Annotated in this window: 20 protein-coding genes; 16 read left to right on the top strand and 4 right to left on the bottom strand. The window is 66.7% G+C overall.

Annotated features, from left to right (window positions below):
• Positions 1-135: 135 nt before the first annotated feature.
• The gene (locus EFY87_RS17070; RefSeq protein WP_245988730.1) at positions 136-567 is read left to right on the top strand and encodes an aldehyde dehydrogenase family protein; all 432 of its coding nucleotides are present in this window, start codon (positions 136-138) and stop codon (positions 565-567) included.
• On the opposite strand, the gene EFY87_RS17075 is transcribed toward EFY87_RS17070, so the two are convergent.
• Together EFY87_RS17075 and EFY87_RS17080 are read right to left on the bottom strand one after the other, a co-directional pair.
• Positions 499-1083, bottom strand: a complete 585-nt coding sequence (locus EFY87_RS17075; RefSeq protein ID WP_123272704.1) for a TetR/AcrR family transcriptional regulator — start codon at positions 1081-1083, stop codon at positions 499-501. The two genes, EFY87_RS17070 and EFY87_RS17075, sit on opposite strands and share 69 nt — an antisense overlap.
• Before the next feature lie 185 nt (positions 1084-1268).
• Positions 1269-2561, bottom strand: coding sequence for a PucR family transcriptional regulator (locus EFY87_RS17080; RefSeq protein WP_123272705.1), 1293 nt, complete (start codon positions 2559-2561; stop codon positions 1269-1271).
• A 159-nt stretch (positions 2562-2720) separates the two neighbouring features.
• Here EFY87_RS17080 and EFY87_RS17085 point away from each other — a divergent pair, with 159 nt between their 5' ends.
• The 5 genes from EFY87_RS17085 to EFY87_RS17105 all read left to right on the top strand — a co-directional run bounded on the left by EFY87_RS17085 (position 2721) and on the right by EFY87_RS17105 (position 10287).
• On the top strand, positions 2721-4226 hold the full coding sequence (locus tag EFY87_RS17085) for a class I adenylate-forming enzyme family protein (RefSeq protein WP_123272706.1): 1506 nt from the start codon (positions 2721-2723) through the stop codon (positions 4224-4226).
• Positions 4227-4359: 133 nt separating this feature from the next.
• Complete coding sequence (locus EFY87_RS17090) at positions 4360-6042, top strand: PHA/PHB synthase family protein (protein ID WP_123272707.1); 1683 nt, start codon at positions 4360-4362, stop codon at positions 6040-6042.
• The gene (gene phaZ / locus EFY87_RS17095; RefSeq protein WP_123272708.1) at positions 6039-6863 is read left to right on the top strand and encodes a poly(3-hydroxyalkanoate) depolymerase; all 825 of its coding nucleotides are present in this window, start codon (positions 6039-6041) and stop codon (positions 6861-6863) included. The genes EFY87_RS17090 and phaZ overlap by 4 nt, the downstream gene beginning before the upstream one ends.
• Before the next feature lie 222 nt (positions 6864-7085).
• Positions 7086-8861, top strand: coding sequence for a DUF3556 domain-containing protein (locus tag EFY87_RS17100; RefSeq protein ID WP_123272709.1), 1776 nt, complete (start codon positions 7086-7088; stop codon positions 8859-8861).
• Positions 8862-8874: 13 nt separating this feature from the next.
• Positions 8875-10287, top strand: coding sequence for a phytoene desaturase family protein (locus EFY87_RS17105; RefSeq protein WP_123272710.1), 1413 nt, complete (start codon positions 8875-8877; stop codon positions 10285-10287).
• A 138-nt stretch (positions 10288-10425) separates the two neighbouring features.
• Here the strand turns inward: EFY87_RS17105 and EFY87_RS17110 are convergent, their stop codons facing one another.
• The gene (locus EFY87_RS17110; protein WP_148043387.1) at positions 10426-11544 is read right to left on the bottom strand and encodes an LCP family protein; all 1119 of its coding nucleotides are present in this window, start codon (positions 11542-11544) and stop codon (positions 10426-10428) included.
• A 146-nt stretch (positions 11545-11690) separates the two neighbouring features.
• Here EFY87_RS17110 and EFY87_RS17115 point away from each other — a divergent pair, with 146 nt between their 5' ends.
• Genes EFY87_RS17115 through EFY87_RS17135 form a run of 5 tightly spaced genes read left to right on the top strand, consistent with a single transcriptional unit; the run spans position 11691 to position 16759 of the window.
• Complete coding sequence (locus tag EFY87_RS17115; RefSeq protein WP_245988725.1) at positions 11691-12425, top strand: FadR/GntR family transcriptional regulator; 735 nt, start codon at positions 11691-11693, stop codon at positions 12423-12425.
• A gap of 17 nt (positions 12426-12442) precedes the next feature.
• Positions 12443-13822: a glutamine synthetase family protein gene (locus tag EFY87_RS17120; protein WP_123272769.1), complete on the top strand. Its 1380-nt coding sequence runs from the start codon at positions 12443-12445 to the stop codon at positions 13820-13822.
• Between the two features lie 5 nt (positions 13823-13827).
• Positions 13828-15183, top strand: coding sequence for an aldehyde dehydrogenase family protein (locus tag EFY87_RS17125; protein WP_220093681.1), 1356 nt, complete (start codon positions 13828-13830; stop codon positions 15181-15183).
• Positions 15184-15230: 47 nt separating this feature from the next.
• Positions 15231-16010 (top strand): 3-oxoacyl-ACP reductase, encoded by a 780-nt coding sequence (locus EFY87_RS17130; protein WP_123272713.1) that lies wholly within the window; start codon positions 15231-15233, stop codon positions 16008-16010.
• 2 nt (positions 16011-16012) lie between these two features.
• The gene (locus EFY87_RS17135; RefSeq protein ID WP_220093682.1) at positions 16013-16759 is read left to right on the top strand and encodes a gamma-glutamyl-gamma-aminobutyrate hydrolase family protein; all 747 of its coding nucleotides are present in this window, start codon (positions 16013-16015) and stop codon (positions 16757-16759) included.
• A 10-nt stretch (positions 16760-16769) separates the two neighbouring features.
• On the opposite strand, the gene EFY87_RS17140 is transcribed toward EFY87_RS17135, so the two are convergent.
• Positions 16770-17441 (bottom strand): HAD family hydrolase, encoded by a 672-nt coding sequence (locus tag EFY87_RS17140; RefSeq protein ID WP_123272714.1) that lies wholly within the window; start codon positions 17439-17441, stop codon positions 16770-16772.
• A 219-nt stretch (positions 17442-17660) separates the two neighbouring features.
• Between EFY87_RS17140 and EFY87_RS17145 the strand changes: the two genes are divergently transcribed.
• Genes EFY87_RS17145 through EFY87_RS17165 form a run of 5 tightly spaced genes read left to right on the top strand, consistent with a single transcriptional unit; the run spans position 17661 to position 22477 of the window.
• Complete coding sequence (locus EFY87_RS17145; protein WP_123272715.1) at positions 17661-18812, top strand: ABC transporter substrate-binding protein; 1152 nt, start codon at positions 17661-17663, stop codon at positions 18810-18812.
• A complete protein-coding gene (locus tag EFY87_RS17150) occupies positions 18809-19735 on the top strand; it encodes an ABC transporter permease (RefSeq protein WP_123272716.1) in 927 nt (308 codons plus the stop codon). Before EFY87_RS17145 ends, EFY87_RS17150 begins: the two co-directional genes overlap by 4 nt.
• Complete coding sequence (locus EFY87_RS17155) at positions 19723-20580, top strand: ABC transporter permease (RefSeq protein WP_123272717.1); 858 nt, start codon at positions 19723-19725, stop codon at positions 20578-20580. The genes EFY87_RS17150 and EFY87_RS17155 overlap by 13 nt, the downstream gene beginning before the upstream one ends.
• Positions 20577-21659 (top strand): ABC transporter ATP-binding protein, encoded by a 1083-nt coding sequence (locus tag EFY87_RS17160; protein ID WP_123272718.1) that lies wholly within the window; start codon positions 20577-20579, stop codon positions 21657-21659. The genes EFY87_RS17155 and EFY87_RS17160 overlap by 4 nt, the downstream gene beginning before the upstream one ends.
• On the top strand, positions 21656-22477 hold the full coding sequence (locus EFY87_RS17165) for an alkaline phosphatase family protein (protein ID WP_220093683.1): 822 nt from the start codon (positions 21656-21658) through the stop codon (positions 22475-22477). Before EFY87_RS17160 ends, EFY87_RS17165 begins: the two co-directional genes overlap by 4 nt.
• Positions 22478-22489: the final 12 nt, after the last annotated feature.

Genomic DNA, 22489 nt, shown 5'->3' on the forward strand with positions numbered 1-22489 from the left:
GGGCAGATCCCATGACCGCCAGCGGGCACTTCTCATGACCGCTACCGGGCAGCTACCTGACCGCCCCCGGGAATTTTTTCGTGGCCGCCGTCAGAAACTGAAGCAATCCGCCAGGCAAACGCCAGCGAGTATGGCCTGAATTTCCGGGCGTGGACCGCACATGCTCGACGTGGTCGTCGCGTCGCGGCGCAGCTCGAGGCAGGGACAGTGAACGTGAATGACGCCTACGCGCCGGCATGGGGATCAGTCGATGCGCCGATGGGCGGAATGAAGGCATCCGGGTTAGGTCGACGGCATGGTGAGCACGGGATCCTCAAATACACCGAATCCCAGACGATCGCCGTCGAACGGGTACTGCCGGTCGGCGTGCCAGACGGTTGGGATCCTGCCCGGTATGCCACACATCGTCACCCGCGGCCTGCGGGTACTCAAGCGGCTGCCCGGCGTGAAATGACCGGTCGTCGCACGCGATCACGGCACGCTGGCGGTCGACCCCGGCTAGGCAAGCCGGGCCGACACGAGTGCCGTGATCGTCTGGCGCACTCGTTCCTTGACGTCGATGTCTGACGTGGTGTCCAGCTTCCCGTCCAGGTGCAAGAAGGCCAGGCCGTGGACGACGGACCACAGACCTGTCGCCAACGCAGCCGCGTCGTCGGTGTCAAAGATCCGCCCGACGGCCTGGCCGAGGTAAACGTGGATGGCTTCCACCGCGGCGACCCGGTCCGCACTGGTGCGGTCGCAGCCTTCGGTGAACATCACCCGGAACAGGCCGGGACGGGCCAGGGCGAACTCCACATAGCAGACAGCAAGTTCCGCGAGCTCGTCGGCGGTGCTCGGCTCCGGATGCCGGGAGGCGAGGTCGGTCATCAGTTCTTGGTATCCGACGGCCGCGATGGCTGACAGCAACGAGAGCCGGTCCGGGAAGTGCCGATACGGCGCCGCACTCGACACGCCAGCCCTGCGGGCGACTCCGCGAAGAGACAGCTCTACGTTGCCGTCCTCGTCGAGCATCTCCATCGCGGAGCGCACCATCGTGGCCGGAAGGTCACCGTGGTGGTAGCTCGACGTTGCCCTTTCAACCATGTCCGCACCGCACCAATCGGCAAATGTTTACAGCGGTTACATTATCTTCTATGTTCGAAGTTCTCAACACTTACACTTGATGAGCGGCTTCTCTGCCGCGCACAGCTGTACGGCTACCTCGAAGACGGTTCGTTGCGCACCAATATCGATGGTCGACGTGCTTGCGATTATCCGGCGTGAACGCATCACTGCGTGCGCAGCACCGCCGGACCGAGCCAGTGGCACGCGGTGAGTGCGAGCTCGATCGCCTGGCGGTCCTGGCCGACCGGGCGGCCCATCGCCTTCTCGGCGCTCGCGATCCGGTATTTCACCGAGTTCTTGTGCATCACGATGGCGTCGGCGGTGGCGGTGTAGCTGCTGTCATTGCGGAAGAACAACAGCAACGTGTCGCGCAGCCGCCGGTTCTGTTCGTCGTCGAGCGCGAGGTCACCCAGCGTCTCGCGCACCCACCACCGGGTCTGGTCGACGTCCTGGGCAAGGAGAGCAGCCACCGTGAGCCCGGGCTCGTCGAATGCGGTGACGGCGTGCTGCGGGTCGTCCCGGATCATCGCCACCCGCTGCGCCTGGAGTGCCTCCCGATGCGTATGGCGAAAACCTGCCAGTCCACCGTGCGGCCGCCCGATTGCGATCATCGGCAACGGCGGGCCGGACGCGTGATCCAGGATCGACGCCGGTATCGGCGGCACCGCCTCGACCGCCTCGGGCACCGCGATCCAGGCCCACGCCGTCGACTGGTCTCGCGACACCACGAGCAGACCCGTGGCGCAGAGGTGATCGGCGATGGCCGCGGCGGCCCGGTTGAAGCGGGTCAGCTGGTCCTGCTGCGCCCCGCTGTCGTCGACCCACAGCACCAGCCCAAGGTGCCGCCCGCGCAGGCGGTACCCGATGATCGGCTCGGAATTGTCGACGTCGCTGGCGGCACCGCTGAGCAGCGCCTCGACCCGGCCGAACCGCGCGGTGTTGCGTTCGGCGAGCCACTCCTCGCGCTCGGTCTCGTAGACGGTGACCACCCGTTGCGAGATCCAGTCGATGTAGTCGAAGGTGAGCGTGACGATCTGTTCGTAGGCGCACTCGCGGGCCGTGGGGTCGGCGAGTTGGCGCACAGCCTCGGCATACGCCTCCTTGAGCAGGAACTGCTGACCGAGCCGGTAGGCACGCACCAGGGCATTGACGGGTATGCCGCGCTGCGACAGCCGCCGGGCGTATTCGACCGCGGCCGACGGCGGCTCGATGTTCTCCACCGGGATCCAGTGCCGCAGCGAGTGCAGGATGTTCTCGATGTTGCCGGCGACGCTCGACTCCAGCAGGTCGATGATCGCGGTGTCGCCCTGCAGTTCGGAGATCCGTGCGGCGAGCAGGTCGCGCATGTCGGTCGTGAGCTCGGCAAACCGGTCGTTCAGCCCGGCGGCCACCACGGCGACGTGTGCCTGCAGTTCGGCGTCGGCCGGCAGAGCGGAGCGCGGCGATACATCCGGCATGGCACGCGTCCCCTCTGCGATGTTCGTTCCCGGGAAGGTTTCCGTCAGTGTGACACCGGGCGCGGCGAGCGCTCACTGTCTTTGGGTGACAAATCCGGGGAAAAGGACTGGCTCACGGAGCCGGTGCCAGCGGCCGGGCCCGTACCTAGCGTTGCCGGCATGACCGAGTCACCAACAGCCGAGGCCGCGGCCAGCGACCTGGCACGAATTCCCTTCCTGCGTGCGGAGCTCGCGCCAGACGCACTGTGCATCCGCGACGAGGAGACCGTCTTTGACAACGCGGGGTTCGCGGCCGCCGTACGACGGCTGGCGGCGCGGCTGGAGTCGTTCGGGGTGGCCCCCGGTGACACGGTCGCGGTGATGCTGCCCAACCGGGTGGAGATCGTCACCACGATGTTCGCGGCGTGGTTCCAGGGCGCCGCGATGACCCCGGTCAACCCGGCGCTGACCGATGACGAGGTCCGCTACCAGTTGCAGGACTCCACCGCGACCGTCCTCGTCGGGGACGAGCGCGCAGGCGCACTTGCGGACTCGGTCGGCATCGCGTGGCTGGACGTGGCGCGCCTCGCGGGCAACGCCGATGCACCGGACGCCGCCGGAGACCCGCGCGCGAGCCTTTCCGACTTCGCGCTGGTCATCTACACCAGCGGCACCACCGGCCGGCCCAAGGGGGTGCTCCTCGATCACGCGAACGTCACCGCGATGACCCGTTCGCTGATCGAGCACCTCGCGCTCACCGCCGATGACGTCAGCCTGCTTATCCTGCCGTTGTTCCACGTCAACGGGCTGCTCGTGAGTGTCTTGTCGCCACTGCGTGCCGGCGGCAGCGTCGTCGTCGGACCCCGTTTCTCCCCCGCCACCTTCTGGGACGTGGTGGAGACCCACCGCCCGACCTATTTCTCGGCCGTGCCGACGATCTACGCCATCCTGGAGGCGCGAGCCGACCGCGCGGTCGACACGTCGTCGCTCAGGTTCGCGATGTGTGGTGCGGCACCCATGCCGGCCGAGCTCATCGGCCGCATCGAGGAGCGCTTCGGGATGGCGCTCGTCGAGGCGTACGGGCTGTCCGAGTGCACCGTCGGTGCCACCGCCAACCCGGTGGAGGGGCCACGCAAGGCGGGAACCGTCGGCGTTGCGTTCCCGGGCGTGGAGATAGGGGTGGTGGATGCCGAAGGCATTCCCCAGCCGTCCGGCGAGCGCGGTGAAGTCGTCATACGGGGTGCGAACGTGATGCGCGGCTACCTCGGCCGCCCCGAAGAGACGGAGAAGGTGGTGCGGGACGGCTGGCTGCACACCGGGGACGTGGGCATCATCGACGAGGACGGCTACCTGGCGATCGTCGACCGGCTGAAGGACATGATCATCCGCGGCGGAGAGAACATCTATCCCAAGGAGATCGAGGAGTGCCTTTACAACCACCCGGCGGTTCTCGAGGCGGCGGTCGTCGGCAAACCGGACGAGTTCTACGGCGAGGTGCCCGTGGCGTTCGTCGCGACCAAGCCCGGCCGGACCGTCACCGCCGAGGAGTTGCTCGACCACTGCACCGCGTCGCTCGCCCGGTACAAGGTGCCCACCGAGATCGTCATACGCACCGAACTGCCGAAGAACTCCGTCGGAAAACTCGTCAAAGGCATGCTGCGAGAACAGCTTTCGTCGGCCAGCTGACACGGAAGCACCAGGTCCGCACACTTTCCGTGGCGGTCTCGCCGATCGGGGCGTGTATGGCGGAGAATCGGTCACCCAGGACATTTTCGCGGACTGCGCGGCGCTCTGACGCAGACCGGAAGAAGGAGCGACGATGACAACCGACGACTTGGCCAACACTGCGGCCCCGTTCGACGCGCTGCTGGTCGACGCGGCGCGCGGGCCACTGCGACGACTGATTCCGGACCTGGCGACCGCGCGCTGGGCTGCCTCCCTGGCCCGACATCCGGCGGGCACGGCATACCGGTTGCGCAACTTCGGCACCGAGTCGGCGAAGGTGCTGCTCGGCACCTCCGAGATGGCGCCGGACAAGCGCGACCGCCGCTTCACCGAGGAGGCATGGTCGGCCAACCCACTGCTGCGCCGGCTCGTGCAGCTCTACCTCGCCGGCGGGCGCGCGGCCGAGGGGCTGCTCGCGGACGCCGACCTGAGCGAGCGCGATCGCAGCCGGGTGTCGTTCGTCATCGAGAACCTGATCGAGGCCGCGGCGCCGAGCAACGTGCCGCTGGTCAATCCTGCGTCCGCGAAGGCCGTCATCGACACCGCGGGGCTGAGCCTGGTGCGCGGCGGGACGCAACTGGTCAAGGACCTGACCAGTTCGCCGCGAGTGCCGCAGATGGTCGACACCAGCGCATTCCAGGTGGGTGAGAACGTCGCCGTCACCCCCGGCTCGGTCGTGCTGCGCACCGAGCAGCTCGAGCTCATCCAGTATGGCGCGCAGACCGACGAGGTCCGGGAAGTGCCGATGCTGGTCGTGCCGCCGACGATCAACAAGTACTACATCCTGGACCTCGCGCCTGAACGCAGCCTGGTCGAGTTCCACGTCCGGTCCGGCCGGCAGGTGTTCATGATCTCCTGGCGCAACCCGGACGCCCGCCACGCGGCGTGGGATTTCGACACGTATGTCGGGGCGATCATCGAGGCACTGGATGCCGTCGAGCAGATCACCGGCAGCGACCGCACGGTGCTCGCCGGGCTGTGCTCCGGCGGCATCCTGTCCGCGATCACCGCGGCATACCTGGCCGGCACCGGCGACCAGGACCGGCTGGCGGCGCTCTTCCTCGGGGTCACGGTCCTGGACAACGCGAGCGGTGGGACCATCTCGGCGCTGGTGGATCCCGGCACTGCCGGCGCGGCGAAAGCGATGTCGCGGCGCAAGGGATATCTCGATGGCGCGGCCCTCGCGGAGGTGTTCGCCTGGCTGCGCCCTTCGGATCTGATCTGGAACTACTGGGTCAACAACTACCTGCTCGGCAAGAAACCGCCGGCGTTCGACATCCTCTTCTGGAACGCCGACACCACCCGGATGTCGGCCGGGCTGCATGCCGACTTCGTGGACATGGCGATCGAGAACAAGCTGACCCGGCCGGGCGACCTGACGGTCCGCGGGGTGCCGATCGACCTCTCCGCGGTCACCGTGGACGCCTACGTCCTGGCCGGCATCGCCGATCACATCACGCCGTGGGGAAACTGCTATCGCACCACGGCCCTGCTGGGCGGCACGACCCGGTTCGTGCTGTCGACGAGCGGTCACATCGCCGCGCTGGTCAACCCTCCCGGCAACCCGAAGGCCACCTACCAGACGAACGACGACAAACCGGACGAACCGAAGACGTGGCTCAAGGGAGCCCAGACCCACCAGGGCACCTGGTGGTCCGACTTCTCCGAGTGGCTGGACGCGCGCACCGGTGAGACCGTGCCAGCTCCGGCAGAGACCGGTGGCCCCGGGTTGCCGGCGCTCGCCGACGCTCCCGGCACGTACGCCTTCGACAAGTGAACCGCGCGCACGCCACGACCCTGCGTCAGGTCGACGTCGGTGGTCAGTGGGTCCGGGTCGCGGTCCGGCCCGGCACGCAGGACGGGCCACCGCTGGTGCTATGCAATGGCATCGGGGCCAGTCTGGAGATCCTGCAGCCCTTCGTGGACCGGCTCGACCCGCGGATCGAGGTGGTCGCCTTCGATGTGCCGGGCGTCGGCGGTTCGCCGCTGCCGCGGCTGCCCTACAACTTTCCGCTGCTCGCTCGCTTTGTCGGACGGATGCTGGACAGTCTTGGGTACGAAAGGTTCGACGTGCTGGGCATCTCGTGGGGCGGTGCACTGGCCCAGCAGCTCGCCTTCCAGTTCCCTCGCCGCTGCCGCCGCGCCGTGCTGGCCGCCACGGCGGCCGGCTTCCTGATGGTCCCGGCGTCCCCCGCCGTGCTGTGGAAACTCACGACCCCGCGGCGACACCGAGACGCCGAGTTCGCGGTCGACAACGCTGCCGAGCTGTATGGCGGACGGCTGCGCCGCGAGCCCGAACTCGCCGCCCGGGTGCTGCACCGCGAGTCCCGGGCGGGGTCCCGGCGCGGGTACCTCTATCAGCTGCTGGCCGGTGCGGGCTGGACCAGCCTGCCCGCCCTCCCGCTCATCCGGCAGCCCGTGCTGATCCTCGCCGGCAACGACGATCCGATCATCCCGCTGGCGAATGCTCGCGCCATGCACCGGCTCCTGCCGCACAGCACTCTGTACGTGTATGACGACGGCCATCTCGGCCTGGTGACGATGGCCGAGGAGCTGGCGCCGATCATCGGCGAGTTCCTGCGCGACGAGCAGCCCTGACGACCCCGATCACCTGCGGCGTGCGCGACGGGGTCGCCGGATCAGGCTGACCTGCCCCTCGATCGGAACGCTGACGCGCGCGATAGTGGCGGCTCGTTGTCGGCGAAGGACGAAGAGTGCCAGCAGTTTTGGTCTGCGCGGCCGTGACCTGGCACACCTTCGCGAACCTAGATTCGGGGCGGGTCGTCAACGCGGCCCGCGCCGAGCAAGGAGCAGGAAGCCATGCCATTCAAGACACCGGTCGTACCGCAGGTCGACCCGACCGAGTTCCTCACCCGCCCGCATCAGGAGCGCCTGAAGTTCTTGGCCACGTTCTGGGCCGAGAACGGCTTCGGCACGCAGAAGATGGTGCACACCATCTACATCGTCAAGCTGCTGATCCTCTACATCGGCGGCGGGATCGCCCTGGCGACCTTGACGTCGGGCTACTCGCCGTTCGCGGTCGGAGACTGGTGGGACCAGGCGATCATCTATCAGAAGTTCGTCATGTGGACGCTTTTCCTGGAGTTGTTCGGGCTGGGCGGCACCTGGGGTCCGCTCGCCGCGCACTTCAAGCCGATGACCGGGGGCATCGCCTACTGGGCCAGGCCCAACACGATCCGGCTGCCTCCGTGGCCGCGAGTGGTCCCCCTGACCAGGGGCGCGAACCGCACCGTCGGCGATGTCGTTCTCTACCTCTTGTGCCTGCTCGGCTACGTGGCGCCGATCTTCGGCCCCACCACCGAGGTAGATGGGCACAAGCTGCTCGACCCGACCTTGATGCTGATCAGCATCGTGCTGCTGCTTCTGTGTGGTCTGCGCGACAAGATCCTCTTCCTCGCTTCCCGCGGCGAGCAGCACCTGCCCGTGTTGATCATCTCGGTGCTGGCCGGGTATGGCGCGTTCACGTTCAAGGACTTCATCATCGCGGCGAAGCTGATCATCGTCGTCATCTGGGTCGGTGCCGCGGTGTCGAAGATGAACCTGCACTTCGAGAACGTCGTCCCGCCGATGGTGTCGAATGCCCCGTTCACGCCGAAGTTCCTGCGGCTGGCACACTACAAGTCATATCCCGACGACCTGCGTCCGTCCGGTCTCGCGCTCTTCATGGCGCACGTGCTCGGCACGACGGCCGAGCTGGTCGTGCCGCTGGTGCTGTTGCTCAGTCCATGGCCGTGGCTAACCATCGTCGCGGTCTGCTGCATGGTGCTCTTCCACCTCTTCATCACCTCGACCTTCCCGCTGGCCGTGCCGCTGGAGTGGAACATCCTGTTCGCCTACATCACGATCTTCCTGTTTGCCGGTTACCAGGCACATGACGGTTACGGTGTGCTGGACTTCAGCCAGCCGTGGATGCTGCCGGTCGTCCTGGTCGCACTGTTGTTCTTCCCGGTGCTGGGCAACCTGCGGCCTGACCTGGTCTCGTTCCTGCCGTCGATGCGGCAGTATGCCGGCAACTGGGCGTCCGCCGTGTGGGCGTTCAAGCCGGGCATGGAGTCGCGGCTGAACGAACTGACCAAGGGTGCCGACAACCAGATCGACCAACTGGTCAACGGCATGGGTACCCCTCCGGACTTCGCGGAGATGACCCTGCAGCTGACGATCGCCTGGCGGTCGATGCACAGCCAGGGCCGCGGCATCTACTCGGTGCTGCAGAACTACCTGGGCGATGAGTACAACGACTACTCGCTGCGGGAGGCCGAGTTCTGCTGCAACAGTGTGATTGGCTGGAACTTCGGCGATGGTCACTTGCACGACGACCAGCTGATCGACGAGATCCAGCGCCGCCTGCACTACAACCCCGGAGAGTTCGTCGTCGTCTGGGTCGAGTCGCAGCCGATCCACAAGAAATATCAGGAGTACTTCGTGATGGACGCCGCCCTCGGCATCGTCGAGCGGGGCCGCTGGAACGTCAGGGATGCGGTGAAGGAACAGCCTTGGCTGCCGAACGGCCCGATCCCGGTCGAGGTCACCTGGCGGGCCAACGCCGAGACCTCCGGCCGCACCGCCGCCGCGTAGAAGGGACGTCATCGTGACTCATGCCGTCGTCGTCGGCAGTGGACCGAACGGGCTCTCCGCCGCCGTCGAACTGGCAGCGGCCGGGGTCGAGGTCACCGTGCTGGAGGCCCGGGCCCGGGTCGGCGGAGGTGCCCGCAGCTGTGAGGGGGGCATCGTGGCCGGCCTGGTGCAGGACGAGTGTTCTGCCGTGCACACGATGGGTCCGACGTCGGCTTTCGTCATACGACACCGGCTGGGTGACTACGGCCTGGAGTGGCTGTCGGCGCCGATCGACATGGTGCATCCGCTGGATGGCGGGTCGGCTGGTGTCCTGCACCGATCGGTGCAGGACACGGCCGCCGGCCTCGGCGCGGACGGCACGCGCTGGCGCCGGTTGTTCGGCTGGCCGTCGGAGCATTTCGGCGCCCTGTCGGAGGACATCTTCCAGCCGCTGATCCGGATCCCGCGTCACCCGATCGGGATGGCCCGGTTCGGTATGCCGACGCTCGTCCCGGCGGCCACCCTCGGCCGCTACTTCCGGACCCCGGCCGCGCAGGCACTGTTCGGCGGGGTCGCGGCACACGCCTTCCAGCCGCTGAACCGTCCGCTGAGCTCGGCGATCGGGCTGGGCATCCTCACCGCCGGGCATCACAGTGGCTGGGTGGTCGCGCGGGGTGGCACGCAGGCGATCACGGACGCCATGGTGGCCCGGTTGACCGAGTTCGGCGGGAAGATCGAGACCGGTGTCCGGGTGGAGCGGGCAGCGCAGCTGCCGCGCGCCGACATCACCGTCTTCGACCTGACCCCCGAGGACGTGGTGCGCATCCTCGGCGACCGGCTGCCCCGCCGGATCGCCCGTTCGTTCACCCGCTTCCGGCACAGCCCGGGCGCGTTCAAGGTCGACTTCGCGGTCGAGGGCGGCGTGCCGTGGACGAACCCCGACGCCCACCGGGCGGGCACCGTGCACCTGGGCGGCGACCTCGCGGAGATCGTGCGGACCGAGGCGCAGGTCGTCGCCGGGCAGATGCCGCAGCGGCCCTTCGTGCTGGTCGGCCAGCAATACCTTGCCGACCCGTCGCGTTCGGCAGGCAACGTGCACCCGCTCTACAGCTACGCGCACGTCCCGCACGGTTACCCGGGCGACGCGACGGAGGCAATCATCGGGCAGATCGAGCGCTTCGCGCCCGGCTTCCGCGACCGGATCGTCGGTATGGCGGTGCGCTCCACGACGCAGATGGCGGTCTACAACGCCAACTACGTCGGTGGCGACATCATCACCGGCGCCAAGGACGTCCGCCAGCTGGTCTTCGGCCCGCGGATCACCGCCTCGCCATACACGATCGGGGTGCCGGGTATGTACATCTGCTCGGCGGCCACCCCGCCCGGGCCCGGCGCGCACGGCATGTGCGGGTACAACGCGGCGCGCTTGGCGCTGTCCAAGCTCTGAGGCGCTCGGCAGGCGGCGGCTTCAGGTGGAACGTCACGGTTTGCCCGGTCGTCAGTCTCTTATGAGTAGGACGGCGGTCTCAGGGGGACCGCCGGCCCTCAGTACCGCCCCGAGACGGGCTCGTCGGGTCTCGGCCCGTCAGTGGATGTCGTTCTCGCCGTTGGTGTAGCCCGCCATCTCATCCCGGTTGAGGGCCCGGCCGAGCAGTTTCATCTGCGGCATGTTGACCACGTCGACATCACCGTCGGCGTTGGTGGCAAAACCGCTCCACGGGGCGGTGTAGTAGGTGATGTCGGAGCCGTTGAGCCCCGCGAGGTGCACGGCCATCCCGTCCAGGTAGCCGACGGACATGCCCTTGTCGACGGTCGCGTACTTGGCGATGTCGTTGGTCGCACTGGCCAGCTTGAACGGGTTGAGCAGCACCGACGGCTTCATCAGCTTCTTGATGACCGCGTGCAGCCACTCCTGCTCGTCGCGTCCACGGTCGATGTCGCCTTCGGTCAGTTGGTGGCGCTCGCGCACGAAGCCGAGGGCTTGCGCGCCGTCCATGTGGTGCCAGCCGGTCGTCCAGCTGCCGAACCCCGGCGGATTCGTGACGTCGGAGTTGGTCTTGCCCTCGCTGAATCCCTGCCGCACGTAGACGTCGACACCGCCCAGATCGTTGGTCAGGTCGGCAAATCCGGTGAAATCGATCTGTGCGACGTGGTCGATGTGGACGCCGAGCAGATTCTGCATCGTCGCCACCAGCAACGGCGCACCGCCGCGGGCGTACGCCCAGTTGATCTTGTTCATCGGGAAGCCCGGGATGGCGACATACAGGTCGCGCGGGAAGTCGACGACCGAGATCTTGTGGTCACCGCGACTGATGTGTACGAGTTGTATGACGTCAGAGTTCCCGCCACCGCCTTGCACGTCGGTGACGCTGCCCGCGCGTGAGTCCGAGCCGATCAGCAGGATGTTCTGGGCGTTGCCGGCCACCGGGTTGCGCGCCACCGCGCGTTGTCCGGGGGCGCCGCCGGTGGGCAGCAGGGCCGCCCTGGTCAGATGGTGATCGACGCCGTAGTCCACCAGTGCGACGACCGAACCGACACCGATGACGATGACGGCGAGCAGCGCGACCAGGGCGACGATCAGCACCTTCAGCCGCCGCGACTTCTTCGGCTGCTCATCGGACTCGTCGCCGAGCAGCGCCTCGACGCGATCCACCGAACTCTCGTCCGGCGGTTCCGCGGCAATCTCGTCGTCCCCTGGCGGCATGGCGCGACCGTAGGATCCGACCCTGAGCGTCACCCGCGCGGTGGCTGCAAGATTGCCGGTCGATGTCGCCAGCGTTCAACACCCCGCTCTAAAGGTCTGAAGTTCGACCATTGACCAAAATGCGCCGCCCGCGCGAGACTGTGCCGGTGACCGCTGAACGTCTCGATCGGGTCGTGCTGCGGCCGATCCGTGCCCATCACGCGTTCGAGGCGTGTGTGGAGCAGCTCGCGATCGCCATCCGGCTGGGGATCTACCCGCCCGGGAGCATGCTGCCGCCGGAGCGGGATCTGGCCGAACTGCTGGCGGTCTCCCGCGCGACACTGCGGGAGGCCATCAGCGCGCTACGGTCCGCCGGAGTGGTGCGGACCCGGCGGGGTCGTGGTGGCGGCACCGAAGTGCTCGACGCCGCACCGGCGACTGGTCGACGCGGCCTGGGCGCCATCATCGGGCGCGTCGAGGACCTGCGGGATGCGCTGGAGTTCCGGGCGATCGTCGAGCCGGGCGCGGCGGGTCTGGCTGCCGCGCGCTGCGCGCGGGACGAGTTCAGCTCCGACGACCGTGCCGCGCTGACCGCGGCTCTCGACGCCGTCGACCGGGCGCCCGACGAGGCGATCCACCGGCGCGCGGACAGCATTCTGCACCTCACGGTTGCGCGGTTGTCCGGGTCGACGCGGCTCATCACGGCCGTCACCGACGCGCAGGACGACCTGCACACCATGCTGCAAGCGATCCCCGTGCTGCCACGCAACATCAAGCACTCGTCGACGCAGCATCGGGCCATCGTGGCGGCGATCTTCGCCGGCAACGAGTCACGCGCCAATCGCGTGATGCACCAACACTGTTCGGACACCGCGGCACTGCTCCGCGGTCTGCTCGGATGACCCTGAGGAAGGAAATCATGCCGCAACGCAACGACCGCCACCTGTCCCAGCGACAACTGCGCGACCTCATTCAGGTCGGCGAGATAGACACCGTCGTTACTGCTTTCACCGACATGCAGGGACGGCTGCAGGGCAAGCGGTTCCACGCGCAACACTTCCTCGACCACGTCGCCGCCGACGGCACCGAGGGCTGTGACTACCTGCTTGCCGTCGACGTCGACATGAACACCGTCGAGGGTTACCCGACCAGCGGCTGGGACAAGGGGTATGGCGACATGGAGTTCGTCATCGACTGGGACACCGCCCGCCGGGTCGCGCACCAGCCCGCCACCGCCATGGTGCAGTGCGACCTGGTCTGGCCCGACCATCAGCCGGTCGTCGCGTCGCCCCGCGGCATACTCCGCCGGCAACTGGACCGGCTCGCCGCCCACGGCTGGACCGCGTATGCCGGAACGGAACTCGAGTTCATCCTCTTCGAGAACAGCTACGAGGACGCGTTCACCCGGGACTACCACGGCCTGACCCCCGCCAACCAGTACAACGTCGACTACTCGCTGCTCGGCACGGCGCGCGTCGAGCCCCTGCTGCGCGAACTGCGCAACAGCCTCTACGCCTCCGGGCTCAACGTCGAATCCGCCAAGGGCGAGTGCAATTTCGGCCAGCACGAGATCGGCTTCCTGTATGACGAGGCACTCGTCACTGCCGACAACCACGCCTACTACAAGAGCGCCGCGAAGGAGATCGCCGCGCAGCACGGGCAGTCCCTGACCTTCATGGCGAAGTACGACCAGCGGGAAGGCTCCTCGTGCCACATCCACCTGTCGCTGCGCGGGCCGGACGGCGAGCTGGTCTTCACCGACCCGCAGCGTGACGCCGAGGCCGATGGCCGCAGCGCGCTCTACGACAAGTTCGTCGCCGGTGTCCTCGCCACGGCCGCCGACTTCACTCTGCTCTACGCGCCGAACATCAACTCCTACAAGCGATTTGCCGATGGTTCCTTCGCACCGACGACGATCGGCTGGGGCAAGGACAACCGGACCTGCGCGGTGCGGCTGGTCGGGCACGGCGCGGCTGCACGCATGGAAAACCGACTGCCCGGCGCCGACGTCAACCCCTACCTGGCGCTCGCCGCCATGATCGCCGGCGGGCTGCACGGCATTGAGTCCGACCTTCCGCTGCCCGCTCCCATCGAGGGCAATGCCTACCTGACGGACCTGCCGCGTGTGCCGCACGATCTGGGCGCGGCGCGGGACGTCTTTGCCGCTTCGCGGATCGCCCGGCAGGCCCTGGGTGACGAGGTCGTCGACCACTACACCAACATGGCTGCTGTCGAGCTGACCGCCTTCGGGGCTGCGGTCACCGACTGGGAACGCCGCCGTGGATTCGAAAGGCTTTGAGAACGTTGACCATTCACACCCTGATCAGCCCTGTCACCGGGGACGCTTTCGCGGAAGTCGAGCTCGCCGGCCCGGTCGAGACCGACGCGGCGATCGAGCGAGCCCACGCGGCGTTCGCGAGCTGGCGGCAGGTGGCGCCCGGTGAGCGTGCCCGCCTCTTGCGCGCGTTTGCGGCTGTCGTGGACGAGCACCTGGAGGAGCTGGCGCAGCTGGAGGTTCGCAACGCCGGGCATACCATCGGTAACGCGCGATGGGAGGCCGGCAACGTCCGCGACGTGCTCAATTACTACAGCGCGACCCCGGAGCGGCTCTTCGGCCGGCAGATCCCGGTGCCGGGTGGAGTCGACATCACGTTCCGGGAACCGCTGGGCGTGGTCGGTGTCATCGTGCCCTGGAATTTCCCGATGCCGATTGCCGGCTGGGGGTTTGCCCCGGCGCTCGCGGCAGGCAACACGGTCGTACTCAAACCCGCCGAGCTGACGCCGCTGACAGCGATGCGGCTGGGCGAGCTGGCGGTCGTCGCCGGCATACCGGAGGGTGTGTTCACGGTCCTGCCAGGCGCGGGAAACGTTGTGGGAGAACGCTTTGTGACGCATCCGCTGGTGCGCAAGGTGTGCTTCACCGGGTCAACCGCGGTGGGCAAGCGCATCATGGCCGGCTGTGCCGACCAGGTGAAGCGGGTGACGCTGGAGCTGGGCGGGAAGAACTCGAACATCATCTTCGCCGACGCGGACATCGCGGCCGCGGCGGCTGCCGCGCCATACGGCGTCTTCGACAACGCCGGCCAGGACTGCTGTGCGCGGTCGCGGATCCTCGTGCAGCGATCGGCGTATGACGAGTTCATGTCGCTGCTGGAGCCCGCGGTGCGCGGGATCAAGGTCATGGACCCCAGCCATGAGCAGGCCGAGATGGGCCCGCTGATCTCGGCGGCGCACCGCGACAAGGTGCAGTCGTATGTCGACGGCGCGAACGTCGTCATCCGGGGTGAAGCGCCTGACCTCGGCGGTTTCTGGCTGCCGGCGATGGTCGCCGAGGCTGCATCGGTGGACGAGCCAGCCTGGCAGGACGAGGTTTTCGGCCCGCTGGTGTCGGTGATGACCTTCGAGGACGAGGACGAAGCGGTCGCTCTGGCCAACCGCACCGACTACGGCCTGTCGGGCTCGATCTTCACCACCGACCTCGGTCGCGCGCTGCGCGTGGCGCTCGGCGTAGAGTCCGGCAACCTCTCGGTCAACAGCAACTCCGCGGTGCGCTACTGGACACCGTTCGGCGGGTTCAAGCAGTCCGGTCTCGGCCGCGAACTCGGCCCCGACGCCCCCGACGGCTTCACCGAGGTCAAGAACGTCTTCTTCAGTCATTAGATGCCCGTTTTCCATTCCAACACCACACGATTCGAGGATTTGCAGAAATGACAGGACGCATTGACGGCAAGGTCGCCGTCGTCACCGGCGGCTGCTCGGGCATCGGCCTGGCGACGGTGCGGCGGTTCGTCGCCGAAGGCGCGAAGGTCGTCGTCGGGGACATCGCCGATGACGCGGGCGCGCGGCTGGTCGAGGAGCTGGGGGGCGCGGGCGTTGCGACATACGTGCACGTCGACGTGACCGACAAGGAGCAGGTCGACGCGCTCTTCAAAACGGCCAAGGACACCTACGGCTCGGTCGACATCGCGTTCAACAACGCGGGCATCAGCCCGCCCGACGACGACTCGATCCTGGACACCGACCTGGATGCGTGGCGCCGGGTGCAGGAAGTCAACCTGACCTCGGTCTACCTGTGCTGCAAGGCCGCGCTGCCCTACATGCTGGAGCAGCAGTCCGGATCGATCATCAACACCGCCTCGTTCGTCGCGGTGATGGGTGCGGCGACCTCCCAGATCTCCTACTCGGCCTCCAAGGGCGGGGTGCTGTCGATGTCCCGCGAGCTGGGTGTGCAGTTCGCGCGTGAGGGCGTGCGGGTCAACGCGCTGTGCCCGGGTCCGGTGAACACGCCGCTGCTGCGGGAGCTCTTCGCATCCGATCCGGAGCGCGCCGCGCGGCGGCTGGTGCACGTGCCGATGGGCCGGTTCGGTGAGCCGGAGGAGATGGCCAGCGCGGTGCTCTTCCTGGCTTCCGACGACGCCAGCTTCATCACCGCCAACACCTTCCTGGTCGACGGCGGCATCTCGGGCGCTTACGTGACTCCGTTGTGACAGTGGAGGATTCACTGGCGGTCATCGGCATCAGCACCTATCGGGAGGAGGCGTCCTGGGGCTTGTGGCACCAGGTTGCCGACGTCCAGTTCGCGCAGTATTCCGATGCGGTTGTGGCCGCGGGCGGGGTGCCGGTGCTACTGACACCCGCCCCGGCCGGAGGTCCGGGCCTGGCTGCCGCCGCGACTGCCGTCGTGAGCCGGCTCGACGGGCTGATCATCGCCGGCGGCGCGGACGTCGACCCGGAGTTGTATGACGCCCCCGCGCACCCGGAGACCGCTGGTATCCGCCCGGACCGGGACGCGTGGGAGCTGGCGCTGCTCGACGCGGCGACGGCTCTCGGCATACCGACGCTCGGCATCTGCCGCGGGATGCAACTGATGGCTGTGCACGCCGGCGGTACGCTGCAGCAGCACACGCCGGACGAGGTCGGGCACACGCAGCATTCCCCCGGTGGCGAGGTCTTCGGGTCGACCCGGATCTCCCTCGCCCCGGGCTCGCAGCTGGCCGCAGCGGAGGGCGGCGAGGTCGTCGGACCGTGTCATCACCACCAGTCGGTGGCAACGCACCCCGGCTTCGTCCCGACGGGCCGTGCCGCGGACGGCACTCTGGAGGCGATGGAACGCCACGCACCCGAAGGAGATTCGGCGGTCTTCTGCGTGGGCGTTCAGTGGCACCCAGAGATGGGCGCCGACCACGCGCCGATCGAGGCGCTCGTGCGCGCTGCCCACGGGACGCCATCGCCCTGAGTGTCCATGCTCACCTCAGGACGAGGTCGGCGAGATCGGGTCCGAGATCGCTCACCACAACGGTTGCCAGTGGCGACAGATCGTCACCGGTCCCGCCCTGAGTAAGCAGGATGGGGATCATTCCGGCGGCCCGCACCGCGCGCAGCCCAGGCGCGGAGTCCTCGAAGACGGCGACCCGTGACGGATCGGAGATATCCAGGCGCCTGATAGCCAACTGGAGGCCCTCGGGACTGGGTTTGCCGTCGATCACGTCTTCACCGGTGACGACCGTGTCGAAGATGTCCAGTATTCCCGCCATGTGCAATGCGGGTTCGACCGCGTCACGGCCCGCGCCGGTCACGACAGCGAGCATGACGTCTGCGTCATTCAGGCGGTGGAGCAGGGCCGCAGCTTCCGGACGAACGAAGTGTGTGGTCGCAATCGCCTGGAGATACTGGTGATTCAGCACGTCGATGAGTTCGCGCGTGGTCGGCACGTCAGGCGAGTCAGCTTCGGCGCGGATCGCGGCGAGAATCTCTATGTCGCTGCGGCCGAGGAAGTCTCGGGCGTAGCGCCCCTGGTCGATGTCGACTCTGCATACCTCGTGCGCGAGCTGGATGATCAGCTGCGCCAGGACGTGCTCATCGTCTGACAGCGTGCCGTTGAAGTCGAACACCACAGCATCCAGGTCGGTCAGCTGCATCTGATGAGTCCCCCTTGGACGAGCGTGTGCTGCGGTGGTGTGACCGAAATGCTCGCGCTGTCTGGGGCGCGAGTGTTTGCCGAGTCGGCAGCGTCTGCCGGTGAAACTTCCAAAAGTCTAGACCGAGCCAGACGTATCGCGCTATCTTTTCAGTGGCTAGACACTCACCGACTCGCCCGCGCCCGGTTCCGCCGGTCGCAGTGTCATCTAGGAGACGAAATGGCCCTCATCCGTGAACATTCACTCAGTCGACGCAGTCTGCTCCAGGCGGCGATCGCTACCGCGGGAACCACGGCCCTCGGTGTCGGACTGGCTGCTTGTGGCGGTTCGTCTGGCTCCAACAAGAGTAAGAAGATCGGGACGACACCTGACGAGATCGCTGCGCTCGCGAAGAAGGAAGGCAAGCTGCAACTGATCGCGTACCCGAAGACGTGGGCCAACTACGGCGGGTCATTCAAAGCTTTCACAGCCAAATACGGCATACCCATCAGCGTGGCGAATCCCGATGGCTCCAGCGCGCAGGAACTTACCGCGCTGAAGACACTGAAGGGTCAGTCGTCGGAGCCTGATGTGGTCGATATCGGATACGAGTTCACGCAACAGGCCATCAGTCAGAAGCTGATCGCTCAGTACAAGCCGGCCAATTGGGCTGCGGTTCCGACTCACTTGAAGGATCCGGACGGGTGGTGGACTGCCGCCTACTACGGGGTGATCAGCATCGGGGCAGATACGAAGAAGGTGCCCGCGCCCACCACCATGAAGGATCTCCTGAAGCCGATCTACAAGGGCAAGGTCAGCCTCGGTGGGGATCCACGCACGGCAACGGATTCGTTCGCCGCTGTGTTCGCGGCGGCTATCGCAAACGGTGGCTCGGCCGACAACGTCCAGCCGGGCATCGACTTCTTCGCGGAGCTGGTCAAGAACGGCAATTTCGTGAAGGCCACTTCGAATGATTCGGCGTTGAGCACGGGCCAGGCAGCTGTGGTGATCGACTGGAACTTCAACCTGCTCGGTTTCAAGCCGGATCTGAAAAAATCGGGTGTCGACCTGGCCTACTCGGTTCCGACCGACGCCGTGTTCGGCAACTACTATGCCCAGCCGGTCGCCGCCGACTGCCCTCAGCCGAATGCCGGTCGCTTGTGGGTCGACTGGCTGACCAGCGACGAGGGTTCTGAGCAGTATGCTCTCGGCGGTGCGGTTCCCGCCCGGTTCGAGGAGCTCGTGAAGGCCGGCTCGTTGTCGGCGAAGGCGCTGGCATCTCTTCCAGACCCCACGACGCTGAAGCAGATCACCTTTCCGACCGCGGCGCAGGCAGCGGCCGCCCAGAAGCTGGTCATGGCACAGTGGGGATCGAAGGTCCTGAACGCATGACGAGTGGTGTCCCGGATCAGTTGGCCGGGCGCGGTCCGCAGCCGGACGCGTCCGGGTCCGGCCGGACACCCCTCGCCTCCTGGATCGGGCGGCTGAGACAGTGGGCGGGCATTGCGCCATACACTCTCTTCGTCGCCATCTTCCTGATCATTCCGATCGTCGCTAACGTCTGGACGAGCATCCGCAGTGACGGTCAGTTCTCCGGTCAGCCCCTGTCGCAGTTGTGGCAGCCTCAGTACCGCAATGCGTTCGAGACCTCGATCCGTTTGTCGCTGGTGACAGCGATCGTTGGCGGCGCGCTTGGCCTGACTTTGTCATGGGCGCTTGCGACGGCCCGGCGTCCCACATGGTTGCGTTCGGTCGTTCAGTCGTTCTCCGCCGTCGCGTCCCAATCCGGCGGTGTCGCGCTGGCATTCGCGTTCGTCGCTGCCATCGGAACGCAGGGTCTGGTGACTCGTGCCCTGGAGAATTCCGTCGGGCTGGACATCAGCAACTCGCTCAAGCTGACGAATTTCATGGGTTTGGCGGTCGTATATCTGTATTTCCAGGTCCCGCTCATGGCAATCCTGATGCTGCCAGCCGTCGAAGGCATCCGGAAGGAATGGAGTGAGGCTGCGCTCAGCCTGGGTGCCAGTAAGTTGCAGTATTTCCGGCACATCGTGACCCCGATACTCATCCCGTCGGTTGGGGGTGCACTGCTCGTGCTCTTCGCGAACTCTTTCAGCGCGTACGCGACCGCCTACGCGCTGACCGGGGGTAGCGTCAACCTGGTCCCGGTGCTGGTCGGCTTCTACATCTCAGGGAACGTCACGACCAATGACACACTAGCTGCATCGCTGGTGACGGGCATGATGGTCGTGGTGGTCATCTCCATGGTGTTGCGCTCCGTGGTGCTCCGGAGGACGACGCGATGGCTGCGGTGACTGTTCGCGACCGCAACTGGAAAGCCGCGGACACCATCCGGGTGATCGTCTTCGTGGTCACGATGCTGTTCTATCTGATTCCGTTGCTGTCTGCGGCCGTCTTCGGTTTCACACTGCCAGGCCATGGATTCACCCTGCAGTCGCTCCATCCGGCACTGGCAGAGACGGGCTTCTGGACCGGCGTGGTGCAGACCATTGAACTGGCCATCCTGACGTCCGTCGTGTCGATCGCGCTGCTCTTGCCGACGCTGATCTGGCTGCACCTGCGATCCCAGCGTTTGCTGGCCGTGGCAGAGGGGTTGTCACTGATTCCTTTCGTCGTCCCGCCGGTCGCGCTGGTCACCGGCGCGAACATCTTCTTCCGCGCGGTTTTCCCATCGTTCCTGGTGAGCGTTTACTCATTGGTGCCGTTCTACGTGATCCTGGCGCTACCCCTTGTCTTCCGGGCGCTAGATTCAGGCATCCGCGCGATCGACATACGGACTCTGATGGATGCTTCACATAGCCTCGGCGCCGGAAGCATTCGCACGATCCTGCAGATCATCCAGCCGAACGTGCGGTCGGCGATTCTGGTCGCGGCGCTGCTGTCCTCGTCGATGGCGATCGGTGAATATGCGGTGGCGAGTCTGCTGCTGCACTCGACGTTCCCGGTACTCGTAGCGGTGGCGGGCCAGACGGCACCCCGTGCGGCAGCGGCCTTGTCATTCATCGCCATCGTAGCGACGTGGTTGCTGATGCTGTTGCTGTCGGTCGTGTCACGAAGCCACAGACACATTGCCCCGGCGGATGCCGGACAGGCTGCTGGAATTGACACTGACAATCTGCGAGAGGGAGTCCTGCAGTGAGCGCGCAACCGGAGACGACGAGCGCCGCCGAGGTCGAACTTGTCGGCGTGACAAAACAGTTCGGACGCAAGACGGTGCTGTCCGCCCTCGATCTGCGCATCGAGGGCGGCACCTTGCTGGCGCTGCTCGGCCCGTCGGGCTGTGGGAAGACGACGACTTTGCGGGTGCTTGCCGGATTCGATACGCCGAGCGCTGGACGGGTCCTGATCGACGGGACGGACGTGACGCGCGCGAGCGTCAAGCGTCGCGGGATTGGCATCGTTTTCCAGGCTTACAGCCTCTTCCCACATATGACCGCGCGAGAGAACGTCGCCTATGGCTTGCGGGTTGCGCGGGCTGGCAAGACCGAGCGCTCCACCCGGGCCGACGAGCTGCTTGACCTCGTGGGACTGTCCGAACTGGCCGGTCAGTACCCGCAGCAACTCTCCGGTGGCCAGCAACAACGGGTTGCGCTTGCGCGAGCGTTGGCGGTGCGCCCCAGGGTGCTCCTTCTCGACGAGCCACTGTCGGCTCTCGATGCGAAAGTCCGCGCCCAGCTGCGTGGTCAGATCCGGCAGATCCAGCAAGAGACCGGCACGACCACACTGATGGTCACCCACGATCAAGAAGAAGCGCTGACAATGGCCGACCAGATCGGCGTCATGTCGGACGGTCGCATCGAGCAACTCGGTACGCCGTCCGAGATCTATCAGCACCCGCGGACAGCGTTCGTTTCGGAGTTCGTGGGGGCGGTCAACCGGATCCCGGCGACGGTGGATGGATCCGCGCTGCTGGTGCTCAACCGTCGACTTGTCGTATCCAATCCGGACGCGGGTCTGACGGGCGCGGTGGATGCCCTTATCCGTCCTGAGGACCTCCGCATTGACGCTGCCGGGGATGGCGACTCCGAGATCAACGCCATGATCATGCGGGGTGCCGTCACGAGTCTGGACGTCACCATCGATTCGCTGGGCACGGCGTTCCGAGTCGATCTGCCGTCGCCTGCGGCGTCGCGCTTTCACACCGGCGATCGGGTGCGCCTCACTCCGACCCGCGACGAGGCGCTGGTGGACGGTCACCGGGAGCGTGCTGAGTCATGATCCGGCGCAAGGTCTGCCTCATCGGGATCGACGGGCTCAGGTTGGACATTGCCCTCGAAGAAGGTGTGGCGCCGGTGCTGAGTTCGATGATGCAGCACTCAGCGGTGGCGTCCATGCAGATGGAGGTACCGACCATTTCCGGACCAGGGTGGTCTTCCTTGCTGACCGGTGCATCCCACGATGAGCATGGAGTCAGGGACAACTCGTTCGTGGGTCAGCGGCTGGCCCATCACCCCGACTTCCTGAGTCGCGCGTTCTATGCGGATCAGAAGACCACGACGTTCGCGGCGGCCGGTTGGCCACCGCTGGTCGACCCGGCCGGAGTCGGTCCCGTCATACACGCCCGCGCCGAGCAGCAGCGGGCGGGTTTGCACGGCCTCGTGGTCCGCGATGGTGAAACCTACGGTTACCGCAGGGCAGACGGAGAGGTTGCCGACGTGGCCGTCGCGGTGCTGCGCGAGCACGCTCCGGACGCCAGCTTCGTGTACTTCTGCCAGGCCGACGAAGCGGGTCACCTCTTCGGTGCGCAGACCCCCGAGTATCGCTCGGCGATCACGTGTGTCGATGCGCAGCTGGGGCGTGTCCTGGAAGCAATCACAGATCGAGACGCGGATGGCTCCGAACGCTGGCTGGTTGTGGTCACCACCGATCACGGTCATCTCGATCGCGGCGGCCACGGCGGCGGCGAGCCTGAGGTGCGGCGCTCTTTCGTGGCCGCGCAGGTGATCGGTGCAGACGCCGCCATACTTCCCGAGACCATACATCCGACCGAACTGACGCCCTTGATGCTCGCGTACCTGGCAGGTGAGTGGGGCTGAGGCTCCGCTGGG

Source organism: Flexivirga caeni, assembly GCF_003724155.1.
Lineage (GTDB): Bacteria > Actinomycetota > Actinomycetes > Actinomycetales > Dermatophilaceae > Flexivirga > Flexivirga caeni.